The 16,334-nt window shown below is 35.4% G+C and carries 15 protein-coding genes; 14 read left to right on the top strand and 1 reads right to left on the bottom strand.

Features of this window, described 5'->3' with window-relative positions:
- Nucleotides 1-6: 6 nt before the first annotated feature.
- Genes ACXAGS_RS15455 through ACXAGS_RS15475 form a run of 5 tightly spaced genes read left to right on the top strand, consistent with a single transcriptional unit; the run spans nt 7 to nt 3,753 of the window.
- Nucleotides 7-192 (top strand): CcoQ/FixQ family Cbb3-type cytochrome c oxidase assembly chaperone, encoded by a 186-nt coding sequence (locus tag ACXAGS_RS15455; protein WP_474908020.1) that lies wholly within the window; start codon nt 7-9, stop codon nt 190-192.
- Between the two features lie 3 nt (nt 193-195).
- Complete coding sequence (locus tag ACXAGS_RS15460; RefSeq protein WP_474908021.1) at nt 196-1,149, top strand: cbb3-type cytochrome c oxidase N-terminal domain-containing protein; 954 nt, start codon at nt 196-198, stop codon at nt 1,147-1,149.
- A gap of 19 nt (nt 1,150-1,168) precedes the next feature.
- On the top strand, nt 1,169-2,581 hold the full coding sequence (gene ccoG, locus ACXAGS_RS15465; RefSeq protein WP_474908022.1) for a cytochrome c oxidase accessory protein CcoG: 1,413 nt from the start codon (nt 1,169-1,171) through the stop codon (nt 2,579-2,581).
- Nucleotides 2,582-2,592: 11 nt separating this feature from the next.
- The gene (locus ACXAGS_RS15470) at nt 2,593-3,039 is read left to right on the top strand and encodes a FixH family protein (RefSeq protein ID WP_474908023.1); all 447 of its coding nucleotides are present in this window, start codon (nt 2,593-2,595) and stop codon (nt 3,037-3,039) included.
- A 3-nt stretch (nt 3,040-3,042) separates the two neighbouring features.
- Nucleotides 3,043-3,753 (top strand): sulfite exporter TauE/SafE family protein, encoded by a 711-nt coding sequence (locus ACXAGS_RS15475; protein WP_474908024.1) that lies wholly within the window; start codon nt 3,043-3,045, stop codon nt 3,751-3,753.
- A 132-nt stretch (nt 3,754-3,885) separates the two neighbouring features.
- Here the strand turns inward: ACXAGS_RS15475 and ACXAGS_RS15480 are convergent, their stop codons facing one another.
- Nucleotides 3,886-4,338 (bottom strand): GNAT family N-acetyltransferase, encoded by a 453-nt coding sequence (locus ACXAGS_RS15480; protein ID WP_474908026.1) that lies wholly within the window; start codon nt 4,336-4,338, stop codon nt 3,886-3,888.
- Nucleotides 4,339-4,791: 453 nt separating this feature from the next.
- Between ACXAGS_RS15480 and ACXAGS_RS15485 the strand changes: the two genes are divergently transcribed.
- The 9 genes from ACXAGS_RS15485 to ACXAGS_RS15525 all read left to right on the top strand — a co-directional run bounded on the left by ACXAGS_RS15485 (nt 4,792) and on the right by ACXAGS_RS15525 (nt 16,230).
- A complete protein-coding gene (locus ACXAGS_RS15485) occupies nt 4,792-5,757 on the top strand; it encodes a DUF3887 domain-containing protein (RefSeq protein WP_474908027.1) in 966 nt (321 codons plus the stop codon).
- A gap of 106 nt (nt 5,758-5,863) precedes the next feature.
- The gene (locus ACXAGS_RS15490; protein WP_474908028.1) at nt 5,864-6,262 is read left to right on the top strand and encodes a VOC family protein; all 399 of its coding nucleotides are present in this window, start codon (nt 5,864-5,866) and stop codon (nt 6,260-6,262) included.
- 210 nt (nt 6,263-6,472) lie between these two features.
- Nucleotides 6,473-8,188 (top strand): glycoside hydrolase family 43 protein, encoded by a 1,716-nt coding sequence (locus tag ACXAGS_RS15495; protein WP_474908029.1) that lies wholly within the window; start codon nt 6,473-6,475, stop codon nt 8,186-8,188.
- Between the two features lie 548 nt (nt 8,189-8,736).
- Nucleotides 8,737-8,940: a hypothetical protein gene (locus tag ACXAGS_RS15500; protein ID WP_474908030.1), complete on the top strand. Its 204-nt coding sequence runs from the start codon at nt 8,737-8,739 to the stop codon at nt 8,938-8,940.
- 59 nt (nt 8,941-8,999) lie between these two features.
- Nucleotides 9,000-9,860 carry a carboxypeptidase-like regulatory domain-containing protein gene (locus tag ACXAGS_RS15505; RefSeq protein WP_474908032.1) on the top strand — a complete coding sequence of 287 codons (861 nt, stop codon included), beginning with the start codon at nt 9,000-9,002 and terminating at the stop codon, nt 9,858-9,860.
- Between the two features lie 406 nt (nt 9,861-10,266).
- On the top strand, nt 10,267-10,860 hold the full coding sequence (locus ACXAGS_RS15510) for a hypothetical protein (RefSeq protein ID WP_474908033.1): 594 nt from the start codon (nt 10,267-10,269) through the stop codon (nt 10,858-10,860).
- 348 nt (nt 10,861-11,208) lie between these two features.
- A complete protein-coding gene (locus tag ACXAGS_RS15515; protein ID WP_474908035.1) occupies nt 11,209-12,852 on the top strand; it encodes a serine hydrolase in 1,644 nt (547 codons plus the stop codon).
- A gap of 122 nt (nt 12,853-12,974) precedes the next feature.
- On the top strand, nt 12,975-13,595 hold the full coding sequence (locus ACXAGS_RS15520) for an FEKKY domain-containing protein (protein WP_474908036.1): 621 nt from the start codon (nt 12,975-12,977) through the stop codon (nt 13,593-13,595).
- Nucleotides 13,596-14,313: 718 nt separating this feature from the next.
- The gene (locus tag ACXAGS_RS15525; protein ID WP_474908038.1) at nt 14,314-16,230 is read left to right on the top strand and encodes an ATP-dependent nuclease; all 1,917 of its coding nucleotides are present in this window, start codon (nt 14,314-14,316) and stop codon (nt 16,228-16,230) included.
- Nucleotides 16,231-16,334: the final 104 nt, after the last annotated feature.

A 16,334-nucleotide genomic window follows, 5' to 3' on the forward strand; every position in this document is an offset into this window, starting at 1 on the left:
AGAATCATGCTAAAATTTGTAAAAGAACACATGCAGACCATAGAAGGTATAGCCACCTATCCTATGATTTCACTGCTCATTTTCTTTGTATTCTTTACCCTGCTATTCTGGTGGGTAATTACGGCAAGCAAAGGCTATATAAAAGAGATGGGGAATTTACCCTTGGATAATGATAACCAACAAAAGCTATAATCCATGATAACTAAAACACCTTGGTGGATAAGAATCCCGGTTCTGTTTTTCTTAATTTTTGGGTTGATGGAGTATTTTATAGACTCTGGAGACCAACCGGCGGTAATTGCTTATCCTGTTACACAGTTCTTTTTATTAATGGTATTGATGATACTCATTGCCATAGAACTAATTTTAAAATCTATTGAGAACATTATGTTCCAAACCTTGCCTCCAGAGGCCCAGGCCAAATATTTGGCCAACAAGAACAAAACGTGGGAGTGGACCTGGGGCAAGGAAATGTATGCTAAGCTTACCAAAAGTAGAGCCGTAGAAAAAGAGGGCGAAATTATCCTAGACCATAATTATGATGGTATTAGAGAACTAGACAATGTATTACCACCTTGGTGGGTATACATGTTCTACGCTACCATAGTCTTTGCACTTGTTTATTTGGTACGTTTTCATATTGCAGGAGACTATGACCAAAAATTAGAATATGAGCAAGAGGTGGCAGCTGCCAAAATTGCTATAGAAGAATATAAAAAGAACGCAAAAGACCTAGTAGATGCCAGTACAGTGGCCATACTTACAGAGGCTTCCGATCTAAAAGCGGGCGAAAAAATTTTCCAGACCAACTGTGTGGCCTGCCACATGGCAGACGGTGGTGGCGGTATTGGACCCAACCTTACGGATCAATATTGGATTTTGGGCGGTGGTATATCCAACGTCTTTAACACCATCTCAGAAGGTGGTAGGGACGGTAAAGGTATGGTAGCTTGGAAAAGTAGCCTTAAACCCAATGAAATTGCCCAAGTTGCCAGTTACGTGCTTCAATTTGAGGGTACAACCCCGGCCAACCCAAAAGACCCTGAAGGTGAGGTCTGGGTAGACCCAAATGCACCTGCAGAAGAAAAATCAACCAATGAAACTCCAATAGAACAAGCTACGGACTCAACCACCGTGGCCATGAATTAATTTTTTAAGACAAGGAGTCATGGAACAAGAAAATTTTAGAGATTCAATAGCAACCATAAACAAGGAAGGTAAAAGAGCTTGGATTTTTCCAAAAAAACCAAGTGGTAAATTCTATCAGTACCGTAAGTATGTAAGCTACTTTTTGCTTTTGTTTCTTGTTCTGGCTCCTTTTGTAAAAATAAACGGCAATCAATTTTTGCTATTCAATGTATTGGAGCGTCGCTTTAATATATTCGGGTTTCCATTTTGGCCACAAGATTTTCATTTGGTGGTTATTTCCATGATAATCGGGGTGGTTTTCATAGCCCTATTTACCGTAGCTTATGGCCGTATATTTTGTGGGTGGATGTGCCCACAGACCATCTTCCTAGAAATGGTATTTAGACGTATAGAATATTGGATAGATGGTGACCGTGGTGCGCAAATGCGACTAAGTAAGTCTAAATGGACCGCAGAAAAAATTAGAAAAAGGGTTTTAAAATGGATTATCTTTTTTATCATATCCTTTTTAATTGCCAATATCTTTTTAGCCTATCTAATTGGTAGCGATAAACTTTTACAATACATCACAGATGGTCCTATGGCCCATTTGGGAACTATGGTTCCGTTGTTAATTTTTACCGCTGTATTCTATTTCATTTTTGCTTGGTTTAGAGAACAAGTGTGTATCATAGCTTGTCCCTACGGCAGGTTACAAGGGGTACTACTGGACGAAAAATCGGTAGTTGTAGCTTATGATCATGTGCGTGGCGAAGGTGATAATGGTCGTAAAAAATTTAGAAAAAACGAGGATAGGGAAGCACTAGGACATGGCGATTGTATTGATTGCCTACAATGTGTACATGTTTGCCCAACCGGAATAGATATTAGAAACGGAACCCAGTTAGAATGCGTTAACTGTACCGCCTGTATAGACGAATGTGATACCATTATGGAACGCATAAACAAACCAAAAGGTTTGATCCGCTATGCTAGTGAAACAGAAATAACAGAAAACAAAAAATTCAAGTTTACCCCAAGAATGAAGGGGTACACGGCCATTCTTACCATTTTAACAGGTATTCTAGTGGGGATGCTTTTTTTAAGAAACGAACTAGAAGCCAATATTTTAAGGTTGCCGGGGCAATTGTACGAGAGAAAAGAAAACAACATCATCAGCAATGTTTATACCTACAAACTGGTAAACAAAACGGTAGAAAACGTAGCCGATGTAGAATTTAAACTACTATCTCATAAAGGTACCATTAACCTGGTCTCCAAAAACCATTTTACGGTACCGGCACAAGATATTGCAGAGGGCACCTTGTTTATTGAAATAAATAACAGTGGCTTAAATGGCGAAAAGGATGTGCTAAAGATTGGTATTTACAGCAATGGAAAACTAATAGAAACTACCAAGGCGCAGTTTTTGGCACCTAGGAGTTATAACTAAAAAAGAAACAGATGAAGATTAATTGGGGAACAGGAATTGTATTGGCATTTATTAGCTTCATTGCCTTTATACTTTATTTTGTGGTAAGGATGAGTACGGACGACCGTGCCAATCATGATTTGGTAACAGAAGGGTATTATAAAAAAGAATTGGCGTACCAAGCCGAAATAGATGCGCAAAACGCCGCCGCCAAGAGTAGCGCCCAATTAATAGTAGAAAAAACAGCTAACGGACTCTTAGTTCGTTTTCCAGAAAATTTCAATTACAAACACATCACTGGTAATGTGTCCCTATACAGACCGTCTAACCGGCACTTGGATTTTAACTTGCCCATAAGTTTATCCAATTCACATTTGCTCATACCTGACAATCGCTTGGTAGACGGTCGCTGGGACATAACCATTAACTGGGAGCATGAAAAAAACCAGTTCTTACACAAAGAAAAAATAGTATACTAACTCATGGTTACAGCAGCACTTGGTTTAGGGTTTTTAGGCAGTTTGCATTGCTTGGGCATGTGCGGACCCATTGCCTTTATGCTACCCTTAGACCAAGAAAACAAATTTAAAAAACTGCTACAGCTATTCCTTTATCATTTGGGTAGAATAGTAAGTTATAGTTTATTAGGTTTGGTGTTTGGTACAGTGGGTAAAGGATTATACCTGTTTGGTATACAACAAAAACTATCTATTGCTATTGGGGCCATCATGATTTTGTTGGTGCTTATTCCCGCCAAATACCTTAATCAATTTAAACTGTCCCAACCCATATACAAACTTATAGGTAGGGTAAAAACAGCTTTGGGCAAAGAGCTTAAAAAGCGAACCCCGGACACCTTTTTAACCATTGGTTTTTTAAACGGATTTTTACCCTGTGGCTTAGTGTATATGGCACTTTTAGGAGCGGTAGCCATGGCCAACGCCTGGCAAGGTGCTTTGTATATGGCCCTATTTGGTTTGGGTACCGTACCTTTAATGACTTCTACCGTATATTTTAGTTCCTTTTTTAAAGGAAGCATTAAAGCCAAGATTAGAAAATTAGTACCCGTCTTTGTGGTACTCATCGGCATTCTTTTTATTTTTAGGGGACTAGGTTTGGGTATCCCTTACGTATCGCCTAAAGCGCCACCAACCACATTAGAAATGGTAGATAGCCAAATGGAATGTCATTAGTGGTAGACTTAATTATAGGCTTTTTTATTAGAAATTGGTACCAATACCAAAAACTATAAACCATCGAATTTAATAGAAAATAGCACTCACTTTAGCCGTTGTAACGTATTTAAACCCGTAAAAGCAAATAAATTAGACTACGGACCATTCATAAAAATTACAACTTTGGTTTAATTCAAATCCAGTTTTTACATACAAGTTGTTACCTATTTTATTGCTCTTACCCGTTTCTAACATAAGACCGCAAGCATTAGTGGTTTTGGTTAAATCCTTGGCTGCATCTATAAGTTGTACAGACAACCCTTTACCTCTGTAATTGGGGGCTACAAACAAATCGTTAAGCAACCATAATCTTTGCATACGTGTAGACGAAAACAAGGGATATAGTTGTACAAAACCTACTATTTTGTTGTCTCCGGCATCACAAACCAATAGTTCAGAATCTTTTTGGGTTAGCCTGTCCGTTAAAAAATTAGTTGCAGCGGTAACATCAGATTCTTTTTGATAAAAAACACGATAAGCATCAAACAGTTGCGCTACAGCATGTACATCTTCTAAAGTGGCTTTTCTAATTATAGGTTTCATAGGCAAATAGATACTTTTTATCTAAAATAGTGCATTCTACTTTTGGCATTGATTAATCAAGGTTGGTGTAACAGAACCTTGTTCATTTGTTTCGTATAATTAGTAGTAAAACATCCAAAGATTTATTTGTTAGTAAATAGTACAGCTAAGACCTAGATGTACCTTTATTGGTAAGAAGTTAGAAGAATCTGAGTTTTCTGCTTCTTATTTATCAGGTGGAGCGCAATGGAGAACGGTACTTTGTCTTACTAAGTTGTACTTTTTACTTAATACTTATTACTATTTACTTTTCACTTTTAAGCACCAACCTACTGGCATAAGCAAATAAAAACTATCTTTAAAACGCTTACTTCTCCAAACCTATAGTTTAGGCAAGGATGTTACCAATTTCTTAGTATTGCTATTCGTCAAATCACGAATATTCAGTTATTGTGAAATATTTAAAAGAACCATATGAAACATTTAATGTTGGGGATTTGTATAGTTACTTCTATATTCTGTATCGCACAAGCCGAACAGAATAATTTTGATGAAGTTGCCTCTGAGTTCCAATTGGAATATAATAAATCGAATTACGGGAATATTCATGTTATGTTAGATGACGTAATGAAAAGTCTAAAGCCAAAGGAAGAAATGACTGATTTTTTATCTACAGTTAGGTCTAATTTTGGATTAATTAAATCAATGGAATTTTATGACATAAACAATTCGGCACATGTATACCGAGCTGCTTTTGAAAAGGCAATTGTTGATATTTCATTTTCCTTAAATAAAAAGAATCAAATAACCGCCTTGTTTATCCCTCGAAATAGATTTGAGAATTCCTCAATATTAAAAAGAAATGCTACCAAAATGATTTTTCCTTTTAAAGAAGAATCCTTTGTCTATTGGGGTGGAGAAACTGTAGAAATCAATTATCATATGGCAGATTTGAATCAGCAATATGCCTTTGATATATTAATGGTCGCAAATGGTGCACCGTATAAAGGAGATTCATCGAAAAATGAAAGTTATTTTATTTTCGGGAAGGATATTATTGCTCCTTGTGACGCAAAAGTTGTAAAAGTAATTGATGGTATTGAGGACAATGTCCCTGGCAAGTTAAATAGGGCTGAGATAACTGGGAATACAATAATTCTTGAAACAGATAGAAAGGAATATTTGTTATTTGCACATATTAAGGAAAACTCAATCTTATTCAAAGAAGGAGATTTGGTCAAACAAGGTGAGGTTATTGCTAAATGTGGAAATTCTGGTAACACTGCTCAAGCTCATTTGCATTTTCAACTTCAAAATACAGACGATTTGTTCAATGCCATTGGCGCAAAAATTCATTTTGATGAACTTATTTTAAACGGAGAAATCAAAAAGGACTACATGCCAAAAAAAGAAGATTTTGTAAGGAATAAAAAAGACTAACGGATTAATAAAAAAAATTTCACAAGACAGCTATAAGTTATTGCTTGTCCTCTCCTACTCCTCATATACTAGACCTTTGTACATACGCTAACAAACGAAACATAAAATGAAATACGGATATACAATAATCTACGTTGAGAACGTAAAAGAAACAATCGAATTTTACCGAAAAGCATTCGGATTTCAACCGAAATTTGTGACACCTGAAAATGATTATGGCGAATTGATTTCAGGAGAAACAAATATTGCTTTCGCCTCAATTGAATTAGGAAAATCCAACTTCAAAAACGGATTTAAAAAAACGGACGGAACTGGAAAACCTTTTGGTGTGGAAATGGCGTTTGTAACAGAAAATATAGAATCGGACTTTCAAAAAGCACTCGAAATGGGAGCGACTGAATTTGAACCTTTAACCGAAAAACCTTGGGGACAAAAAGTAGGATATGTGAGAGACAATAACGGATTTTTAATCGAAATATGTACACCGATTAAAACGGAAGGATAAAAACAATGTAGATGAAAGTCTACGTACAATAGCTACTATAATTTATTGTAGCGGATTTCCCAAAAGAAAATCCTTACTTTTAAATTAAGGTTAGGTTTTCAGGCGGAATATTCGCTGTTTTGTCATCGCACTAACTCGTTCGCTGCTTGGCAGAAGCCGTCACAAACAAATCATAACCCAAACATCGTTTGCAATTAAAAAACGAAAAATATGAACCGATATATTTTCATAGCTTTAATACTACTACTGAATCCCATTAATGGATTTAGCCAAAGTACAAATGAACCTATATTTTCAAATTTCACGTATCAAGGAAATGACAACGTGTACAAAAATTATCCTATAGCAGCCAACGAATTTTACAATCCAATTCTACAGGGTTGCTACCCAGACCCTGCAATTACTCGTAAAGGAAATGATTATTACATGGTTGTTTCGTCTTTTGTAATGTTTCCGGGCGTACCCATTTTCCATTCAAAAGACTTGGTGAATTGGACCCAAATTGGACATGTTTTAGACCGAAAATCACAGTTACAAGTAGAAAATTTAGGCATTAGTAGAGGTGTTTATGCTCCAGGAATTACCTATAACCCACACAACGAAACCTTTTATATGATTACAACGGTGGTTAATGGAACGGGGAATATAATTGTAAAAACAAAAGACCCAATGAATGGGTGGAGCGACCCAATTAAGTTGAAGTTTGGTGGAATTGACCCTTCTATTTTCTTTGATGATGATGGCAAAGGTTATATTGTTCACAACGATGCACCTGATGAAGGAAAGGAGTTGTACAACGGCCATAGAGTTATTAAAGTTTGGGAATATGATGTAGAAAAAGACCAAGTTATACCAAATACGGACAAGATAATCGTTGATGGTGGCGTAGATATTTCGCAAAAACCGATTTGGATTGAAGCACCGCATTTGTATAAAAAAGATGGTGCATATTATTTGATGTGTGCCGAAGGTGGTACGGGAGATTGGCATAGCGAAGTAATTTTTAGAAGCGAAAGTCCAAAAGGTCCTTTTATTCCTGCTCCAAATAATCCCATACTTACGCAACGTTATTTTTCAAAAGATAGAAAAAATAGGGTTGATTGGGCTGGTCATGCAGACATCATCAAAGGTCCAAATGGCAAATACTACGGCGTATTTTTGGCAGTACGTCCAAATGAAAAAGGTCGTGTTAACACAGGTAGGGAGACGTTTATTTTACCAGTAGATTGGTCTGGCCAATTTCCTGTTTTTGAAAATGGATTAATACCGATTGAACCAAAATTGAAAATGCCAAAAGGTGTAGAAAACAAAGTTGGGCAAGGTGGTTTTTTCCCAAATGGCAATTTTGTTTTTAAAGATAATTTTAGTGTTGAAAATTTAGATTTTCGTTGGATCGGTCTGCGAGGTGCTCGTGAGGATTTTATTAAAACAACCAAAAAAGGCTTAAAAATTAGGCCTTTTGCAACCCATATCAAAGAAGCCAAACCTACTTCTACCCTTTTCTATAGACAACAACACAACAATTTTTCTTTTACCACAACAATGGATTACAAACCAAAATCTAATAAGGATTTGGCAGGTGTTGTTGCTTTACAAAATGAAGGTTCAAATTATGTATTTGGCATTACCAAAAAAGGAAAAGACTACTACTTGGTTTTAGAAAAAAATAAATGGCCCCAAAGAAAAGGTGCCATTATTTCGGAAACAATAGCGAGTACAAAAATCAATTTAAACAACCCTATTCAATTGAAAATTAAGGCCAATGGCGATGCTTACGAATTTTTGTATTCCATTAATGGAAATGAATTTATGAATTTAGGCGGCGTGGTATCCGGCGACATTTTATCAACAGATGTTGCAGGTGGTTTTACAGGTTGCTTGTTAGGGTTACATGCCACTACAGCAAATAATATAGTTCCAGAGTAAAGTAAAACACAGCAGAGAAAAAAGAACGAAGTAAAAACAGCTTTTATCTACATTTAATTATAGGCCTTTTTTGTAAAGCAAGAATCCCATTTTTTTGGATTTTGGTTATTCTAGCGTATTCAATTCCTTAGCAAACTAAACCTATTTAAATAGCCACGTCATGCTGAACTCGTTTCAGCATCTTTTTATTAAAAGTTAAAAGTATTCTTGTCATTTCGAAGGGACTAGCACGGCTAGGCTCGAGAAATCTTTTTAGAATCACGGGTTTTCAGCTTCTTTCTGGTCAGGTCGAGCGCAGTCGAGACCGCTACTTTGTACTTTGTACTTACTACTTTGTACTTACTACTTTGTACTTACTACTTAATACTAGCTACTTATAACTTTTAGCTACTAACTCACTAGCATAAGCAAATAAAAACTATCTTTAGCACAAGTACTTCCCCCACTCCAAGTCTAAAAAAAGATTCAATTCATCAATTAACAAAAACCAATATGAATTATTGCGCAATATAAATTCAATCCTATACGAACTATTAAAATTTTGGAAAATGAAAAAAGTTAAATCGTCTTTACTTATTGGAATATGTATAACAATAATGGGCTATCCACAATTAGCAGAAGCAAAGCACCATTCAGGAAATTGGTTGGATGATAAAGGATGTTTACACGTTTGGTCTTACGATACTGCATTTTTTGGATTAATTAAGTATAATAAGACTTATGAAATATTCTGTGGGGTTACCTTAGAATAAAGTATATTTTTTTAATGAAGTACGTATACGCAACTATTCTACTGTTAACTTACCTTTCAATGAATTCCCAGATATTGAAAGGAGTTGTTTTTGATAGTATTTCAAAAGAAAAATTGCAGTATGTTAATTTATCATATAAAAACAAAGAAATAGGCACTTTTAGCACTAATAAAGGAGCTTACAGTTTAGATTTATCTAGAGCAACGAATAAGGATAGTTTACTAATTTCATTAATTGGTTACCAAACCAAAACTATTGCTTTAGCTAGCTATATTGCCCATAAGGAGAGTATATTAAATGTAGCGTTAACTCCCAAAATAGAAGCATTAAACGAGGTTGTAGTTCTTGATGGTAAAGAACAATACAAAAGCAAAGCACTCAACTTTAAAACGGGGAAACGAAAAACACTGTTATCCATTTCCGTTCCTTTTGGTTACGAAACGGCAACCTTTATTAAAAACAAGAGAAAGAAAAAAGGCAGATTAATAGAAGTCCACATCAAATTAAAAGATGTATCCAAGGAGAAAATCACTGTTCATAATACATTTTACAGATTATCTTTTTATAAAGTAAACAGATTAGGATATCCGGGCAAAGCCCTTCTTTACGATAACATCGTAATAAAGCCTAAAAAAGGAGTTACCGAGTACCCAATAGATTTGGCAAACAAGTATGTGGCGTTTGATGAAAATGGCATTTTTATAAGCCTAGAAACTATTAAACCCGATACTATTAAACCTTCTGGAAGTATGTATGTAACCACACCGAACATAGTACATACCCACACTAATGAAAGCCTAACCTATACCCGTTTTGGGCAAAATAAATGGTATAAAAACGAGCATAGTTCTGCATTTAAAAAGAAGTTATATAATACGCCTTATATAAAAGGTAAAGTGATATATAAAAAAGAACAATAACGTGTTTCAATTACCACCTCATGCTGAACTCGTTTCAATAGCCACGTCATGCTGAACTCGTTTCAGCATCTTTTTATTAAAAGTTAAAAGTATTCCCGTCATTTCGAAGGGACTAGCGTAGCTAAGACCGAGAAATCCCTTTAAAAATATATTTTTCAGCTTCTTACTAGTCCGGTCGAGCGCAGTCGAGACCGCTACTTTGCCTTACTACTTTTTACTTAATACTAACTACTTATAACTTTTAACTACTAACCTACTAGCATAAGCAAATAAAAACTATCTTTAACACATGTACTTCCCCCAACCCAAGCGTTTAGACATGGGTGTTACCTATTTAGTATAAAAACGGCTATCCCTGAAATGATGGACATTAAACAGTTGTAGGCTATTTTAAAATATTCTAATTATGATTGGACCTTTTGGAAAAATTTGGAGCTTATTTGGAATAGTATTGTCTGCATCTTCTATCATAAGCCTAATTCAAGCTGGCTTTGACCTTAAATTAGCTCTAAGCCTTTCCGAGGTATTAAATTATTACCGTGAATTAGTGGAGCCCATTTATAATTTTCTTTACACGCCACTGCTTAGAGTGCTTGGAGATTTTAAAATCCCTAATTGGGCAATGGATACCCAAACCCTTTCCTTAATTGTCAGTAGTATATACGTACGTGCAAAAAATGCCCAAAGGATTAATGGAAAGGTAATTCACTTTAAAAGTCAATTGAGCAAAATCAGTACAGTGTTTATTTTGGGTGTTACAATGATAGGATTATTGTTTCTTCCCTTTATACTCATTGGAATGTTTATGTTACCTATTTACTATATAAACCAATTGCGTTGGCATAAACATCTTAAATGGCACCAATTCAATAAAGTATTGCAAGCTATTTATATGGCGGCAGGTAATGAGGGTGCCATATTTAATACCTCTGCGATCTACGCTTATTTAACTCTTATTGTCGTTTTTACTTTTTATGTTTGGAATTACATTCTTTTGTAAAAAACATACCGCCATAAAGAACTGAGAAAACAATCAGTAAACTTAATGTGACACATGGATTTATTTAAGGTTAATCCTAGCTTTTCACCTATTATATTTTAGTCAACTCGTTTCAATAACTGCCCTTAAACTGCCCAGCTATGCCATAAATAAAACCATTTGTTTCTAAAAACCATAAACTTCATGTTAACTTTCTATATCACAGGTAAATAAAAACTATCTTTAGGGCTGTTACTTCCCCCAACCCAAGCGTTTAGGCATGGGTGTTACCTATTTAGTATAATACCAGCTATCCGTCAAATGACGGATATACAATTGTTCTATGCCATATAACCTAAAATCAAACTTATGAATTACCTTAAAAGTCAAGTTTTCTCTCTCCTTCTAATTATAGCAATCACAACAATGGGATTTGCTCAAAAACTGGAAAAACAATTCGATCAGATGCTTGGTGACCAATACTTGCCTAATGAACCTGGAGCAACAGCTCTTGTCGCGATTGATGGCAAAATAGTTTACCATAAAGCTTTTGGAATGGCAAACATGGAATTGGATGTCAAAATGGAGCCTGATATGGTGCTTGAGATCGGGTCAATTACTAAACAGTTTACGTCAGTTTCTATATTAATGCTCATGGAACAAGGAAAATTAGATTTGGACGATGACATCACAAAGTTCATTGAAGACTATCCAACACATGGTCACCATATTAGTATTCATCATTTATTGACACATACTTCAGGGATAAAAAGTTATACATCAATGGAAAGCTGGGTACCCATTTGGAGGAAAGACTTTGAACCTAAAGAACTCATTGACTTTTTTAAAAACGAGCCTATGGATTTTGCACCAGGTGAAGAATGGAGTTATAATAACTCAGCCTATTTCATTCTAGGATATATCATTGAAAAGGCGTCTGGTCAAACATATGAGGAGTTTGTTGAGACCAACATTTTTGACAGGCTTGGTATGAAATCATCCCTTTACGGTAGCAACTCTGAGATCATTAAGAAAAGGGCCTCTGGTTACCAAAAAAACCAAGAATATATAAATGCAGAATACCTCAGTTTGTCGCAACCTTATGCTGCTGGATCTTTGATGTCAAATGTAGAAGATTTGTTTATCTGGAATAGGGCAATTCGTTCCAACATACTTGTAAAGCAAGAATCGATTGATTTGGCGTTTACCAATTATGAATTGAACAATGGTGAGAAAATCAACTATGGCTATGGATGGGGACTAAATGAAATTAACGGAAGCCCTACAATTGAGCACTCTGGTGGTACATTTGGCTATGTTACAAATGCTATATACTTACCAAACGAAGATGTTTTTGTAGCTATCTATTCGAATTGTGATTGCAATGAGCCTGGACAGGTTTCAACAAAGATGGCTGCTATTGCGATTGGAAAGCCATACCCAGATGAAGAAGATATAATATCAGTTGAAAGTGATAATCTTAATAAATTGGCAGGCGTTTATGACTTTTCTGATAGTTCAACACGAATTATCACAGTAGAAGATAATCAGTTGTTTAGCCAACGTCCTGGAAGTAATAAATTCAAATTGTTCCCAATCAAAAAGAACACATTTTCTTTCGAGAATAGTTTTGCTACCATTCAGTTTAATGAAAATGGCAAAGAGGTTAAAGCCGTCTTCACTAATCGAATAGACAAAACAGAAGGAGTGAAAACTGACAAACCCATTCCAATTCACAATGAAATCCAACTGGAGGCAGAGATCTTGAAACGATACCCTGGAGTATACGAAATACAGCCAGGATTTGATATTGTCATTACTTTAGAAGATAATAAGTTGATGTCCCAAGCCACTGGACAGCAGAAAATTCAAATTTTTCCTGAATCTCAAACTAAGTTCTTTCTGAAAGTTATTGATGCCCAAATTGAGTTTGTTGAAAACGAGAAAGGTGTTTTTGAATCTTTTATTCTGTATCAAGGTGGGCAAGAGATCTCAGGGAAAAAGAAGAATTAAACGGCATAGAACAATGTATATAGCGCATTAAAACGTGCTATATACTTACAGTTACAATACAATTATGACCTAAATTTTGCAACAAACGAAATTGGCTATCGTCTTTTAATAAAATAGAATTTATGAGAAAATTAATTTTGACTTTGGCATTAGCAATGTTCACATCAATAGCTTTAGCCACTGAAATTGTAGCAACTGTTGTTTTTGAAAATTTAACAGAAAAGGAATTAAAATCAGGAGAATTCACAATTATTGACCTAAATAAAAAAATTGAGATTTCTAAAGCAGATAGTTTTAAAATTACTTTACCAGAAAAAGGAAAATACCAATTCAATTTTGTGTCTGACGATTTTACTGCTTACACTTTTTACCCAACAAGAATTAATAAAAGAAATAATACAATTACGATTCGTTTAATGGAAAAAACTGGTTATAAAAGCGGTGGAACATACTCTTTTCCAATGAATTTAGAAACTGATTTGACGGATGAACAAATTGAACAACGAATTGAAAATGGAACTCTTAATTTTATAATGCACGGAATTGATAGTTCAATACCAGAAGAATATGTAGACTTCAAAGAAAAATATGGAATTGGACTAATCAAAGAAAATTGTGTAATTGCCCCTATATCCTTCAAAAAAGCAACTGAAAACAATCAAATGATTTTTGACTTTTTAAATAAAAAATACGGAACTAAATGGCAAGCAGAATTGAAAACAAAACCGTTTGGGATACAATAAAAGTTATTTTACAAGACGGTCTGTATAACATAGATCAAATAGGCTAAACCGAAAGGTTTGTGCGTATTTAAAAATCCTGAAAAAAACTTATTGCAATAACCATATGGTCTGTTTTGGCTTATAAAAAGGTAAAACATAATTCTATAATTGGGTTCTATATTTATCTGAAGCGACAGCAGTTAGTAGTTTTAGTGTCATTTCGAAGGGACTAGCGTAGCTAGGACCGAGAAATCCCTTTAAAAGAATGGGTTTTCTGCTTCTTATTTGTCAGGTCGAGGGCAGTCGAGACCACTTCTTTTTCTTACTACTTTGTACTTAACACTTTTTACTTAATACTTAATACTAACCACGTCATGCTGAACTCGTTTCAGCATCTTTTTATTAAAAGTTAGAAGGATTCCCGTCATTTCGATGGGACTAGCGTAGCTAGGCTCGAGAAATCCCTTTAAAAGAATGGGTTTTCAGCTTCTTACTAGTCAGGTCAAGCGCAGTCGAGACCACTGCTTTACCTTACTACTTTGTACTTAACACTAAATACCAGCTACTCACAACTTTTAGCCACTAACTTACTAGCATAAGCAAATAAAAACTATCTTTAGGGTTGTTACTTCCCCCAACCCGTGTGTTTAGGCATGGGTTTCATCTATTTAGTATAAAAACAGCTATCCGTGTAATGCCGGATATATAATTGTTGTGCTTCATGTAAAAAAACCTACCAATGAAAATTGAATCTTTAAGAATAGAAAACTTCCGTGCCTTTAAAGACGAAACAATAGAATTTGATGATTATACCTCATTTGTAGGGCCAAATGGAGTTGGTAAGTCGACAGTTTTTCACGCACTTAATTTATTCTTTAGACAGAGTAAAGACAGTCAAACCGATTTGCTTAAACTTTCAGCGAATGACTTTCACCATGCAAATACAAGTCAGCCAATAAAAATTACTGTTACTTTTTCTTCCTTATCCGACCAAGCGAAAGAAGAGTTAGCAGATTATGTTAGACAAGATAAATTGATAATAACGGCTACTGCTGTTTATGATGCTATTACTGAAAAGGCAGATGTAAAGCAGTTTGGAAACAGATTAGGAATGGAGGAGTTCCGAAAGTTTTTTCAAGCTGATAAAAGCGGAGCAAAAGCAGCGGAATTAAAGGAAATATTCAAATCATTCAGGGAAAAGTATGAGGACATTTCTAGTGCCAATTCAAAGGCAGACATGATATCCGCATTACATGATTACGAGAGCAAAAACCCTGAAAAGTGTATCTTAATACCAAGTGAAGACCAATTTTATGGGGTTTCACGCGGAGTAAATAAATTAGAATCTCACATTCAATGGATTTTTATACCAGCGATAAAAGATGCAACTGAAGAAAGTGAAGAGTCTACCAAATCAGCTTTAGGACAATTACTAGCTAGAACTGTCCGTTCTCAAGTATCTTTTGACGAGAACATTAGGGATTTGAGAAACAATGTACGAGCCGAATATCAGAAGCTGCTAGACGCAGAGCAAAAAACTCTTGATGATATTTCGGGTTCTTTACAGAATAGATTATCAAATTGGGCACACCCAAATATTACCGCTTCAATTCAGTGGAAACAAGACCCTGACAAATCAATCAAAATTGAAGAACCCTTAGCAGGACTTAAAGTTGGGGAAAGGGGATTTGAAGGTGAATTGTCAAGGTTTGGACATGGCTTGCAACGCTCGTATATGCTCGCTTTGCTTCAAGAGCTATCAATGTTTGACCCTGAAAATGTTCCTACTTTATTAATGGGAATTGAAGAACCAGAGCTATTTCAGCACCCACCACAGGCAAGGTATTTGGCCGAAACTTTAATTGAGTTATCTGAATCAAATTCTCAAATTATTATCTGTACACATAGTCCTCTATTTATTCCAGGCGATAGTTTTGATAAGATTAGACTTGCTTGTGAAGAAGGAGAACCTAGTGAAACAAAAATTAAAAGACTGACCTATGAATCTTTGGCCACAGAATTACACTCTGTTGGAGAAAAGCTTGTGACTGAAAGTGGAATGGTAGCCAAACTTTATCCTTCTCTAAATCCAGTTGTGAATGAAATGTTCTTCTGTAAAAAATTAATTTTAGTTGAAGGTCATGAAGATATTGCATACATAAGCTCTTACTTGCTCCTAACAGGTGGCATGACCGAGTTCAGACGCCATGGTTGCCACATTGTTCCCGTAGAAGGGAAAAATAAGTTAATCAGACCGTTAGCAATGGCAAAACTTCTTGACATACCAACTTTCGTTGTTTACGATAGTGATACTGACAAAACAACGGAGCATGAGGTTCCAAAACATAAAAAAGACAACAAAGCAATTCTCTCATTAAAAAACTATGCAGATGTTGACGAGTGGCTTGCAAGTACGGTAATTAAAGATGACTTGACAGCATGGCAAACCAACTTGACAAATGAAATCATTAATGAGCTCGGACAGGATTTAAAAAAATATGAAGACGAAGCAGCTGCATTCTATGGAAATGCAGGTGGATTAAAAAAGAATCCTCTAGCCATTGCAAAGAGTTTAGAATTAGCATGGAATGAGGGAATCAAATCTCAATTGTTAATAGACTTAACTGCTAGAATTATAGAATTTGTAAATAAATAAAACACGAAAGCACAACAAAGAACTGAGGTGAAAAACAAGCTTTTTTAGCTTAAAATTGACACAAAGTTCTCATCATAGGGAAGTCCATTTTTTACAACGCCAAA

It is taken from the genome of Croceivirga sp. ABH4_376, assembly GCF_056160685.1.

Coding starts and splice junctions, on each gene's coding strand:
- ACXAGS_RS15455 (WP_474908020.1), top strand. CDS start 7: ATGCTAAAATTTGTAAAAGAACACATGCAGACCATAGAAGGTATAGCC.
- ACXAGS_RS15460 (WP_474908021.1), top strand. CDS start 196: ATGATAACTAAAACACCTTGGTGGATAAGAATCCCGGTTCTGTTTTTC.
- ccoG (WP_474908022.1), top strand. CDS start 1,169: ATGGAACAAGAAAATTTTAGAGATTCAATAGCAACCATAAACAAGGAA.
- ACXAGS_RS15470 (WP_474908023.1), top strand. CDS start 2,593: ATGAAGATTAATTGGGGAACAGGAATTGTATTGGCATTTATTAGCTTC.
- ACXAGS_RS15475 (WP_474908024.1), top strand. CDS start 3,043: ATGGTTACAGCAGCACTTGGTTTAGGGTTTTTAGGCAGTTTGCATTGC.
- ACXAGS_RS15480 (WP_474908026.1), bottom strand. CDS start 4,338: ATGAAACCTATAATTAGAAAAGCCACTTTAGAAGATGTACATGCTGTA.
- ACXAGS_RS15485 (WP_474908027.1), top strand. CDS start 4,792: ATGAAACATTTAATGTTGGGGATTTGTATAGTTACTTCTATATTCTGT.
- ACXAGS_RS15490 (WP_474908028.1), top strand. CDS start 5,864: ATGAAATACGGATATACAATAATCTACGTTGAGAACGTAAAAGAAACA.
- ACXAGS_RS15495 (WP_474908029.1), top strand. CDS start 6,473: ATGAACCGATATATTTTCATAGCTTTAATACTACTACTGAATCCCATT.
- ACXAGS_RS15500 (WP_474908030.1), top strand. CDS start 8,737: ATGAAAAAAGTTAAATCGTCTTTACTTATTGGAATATGTATAACAATA.
- ACXAGS_RS15505 (WP_474908032.1), top strand. CDS start 9,000: ATGAATTCCCAGATATTGAAAGGAGTTGTTTTTGATAGTATTTCAAAA.
- ACXAGS_RS15510 (WP_474908033.1), top strand. CDS start 10,267: ATGATTGGACCTTTTGGAAAAATTTGGAGCTTATTTGGAATAGTATTG.
- ACXAGS_RS15515 (WP_474908035.1), top strand. CDS start 11,209: ATGAATTACCTTAAAAGTCAAGTTTTCTCTCTCCTTCTAATTATAGCA.
- ACXAGS_RS15520 (WP_474908036.1), top strand. CDS start 12,975: ATGAGAAAATTAATTTTGACTTTGGCATTAGCAATGTTCACATCAATA.
- ACXAGS_RS15525 (WP_474908038.1), top strand. CDS start 14,314: ATGAAAATTGAATCTTTAAGAATAGAAAACTTCCGTGCCTTTAAAGAC.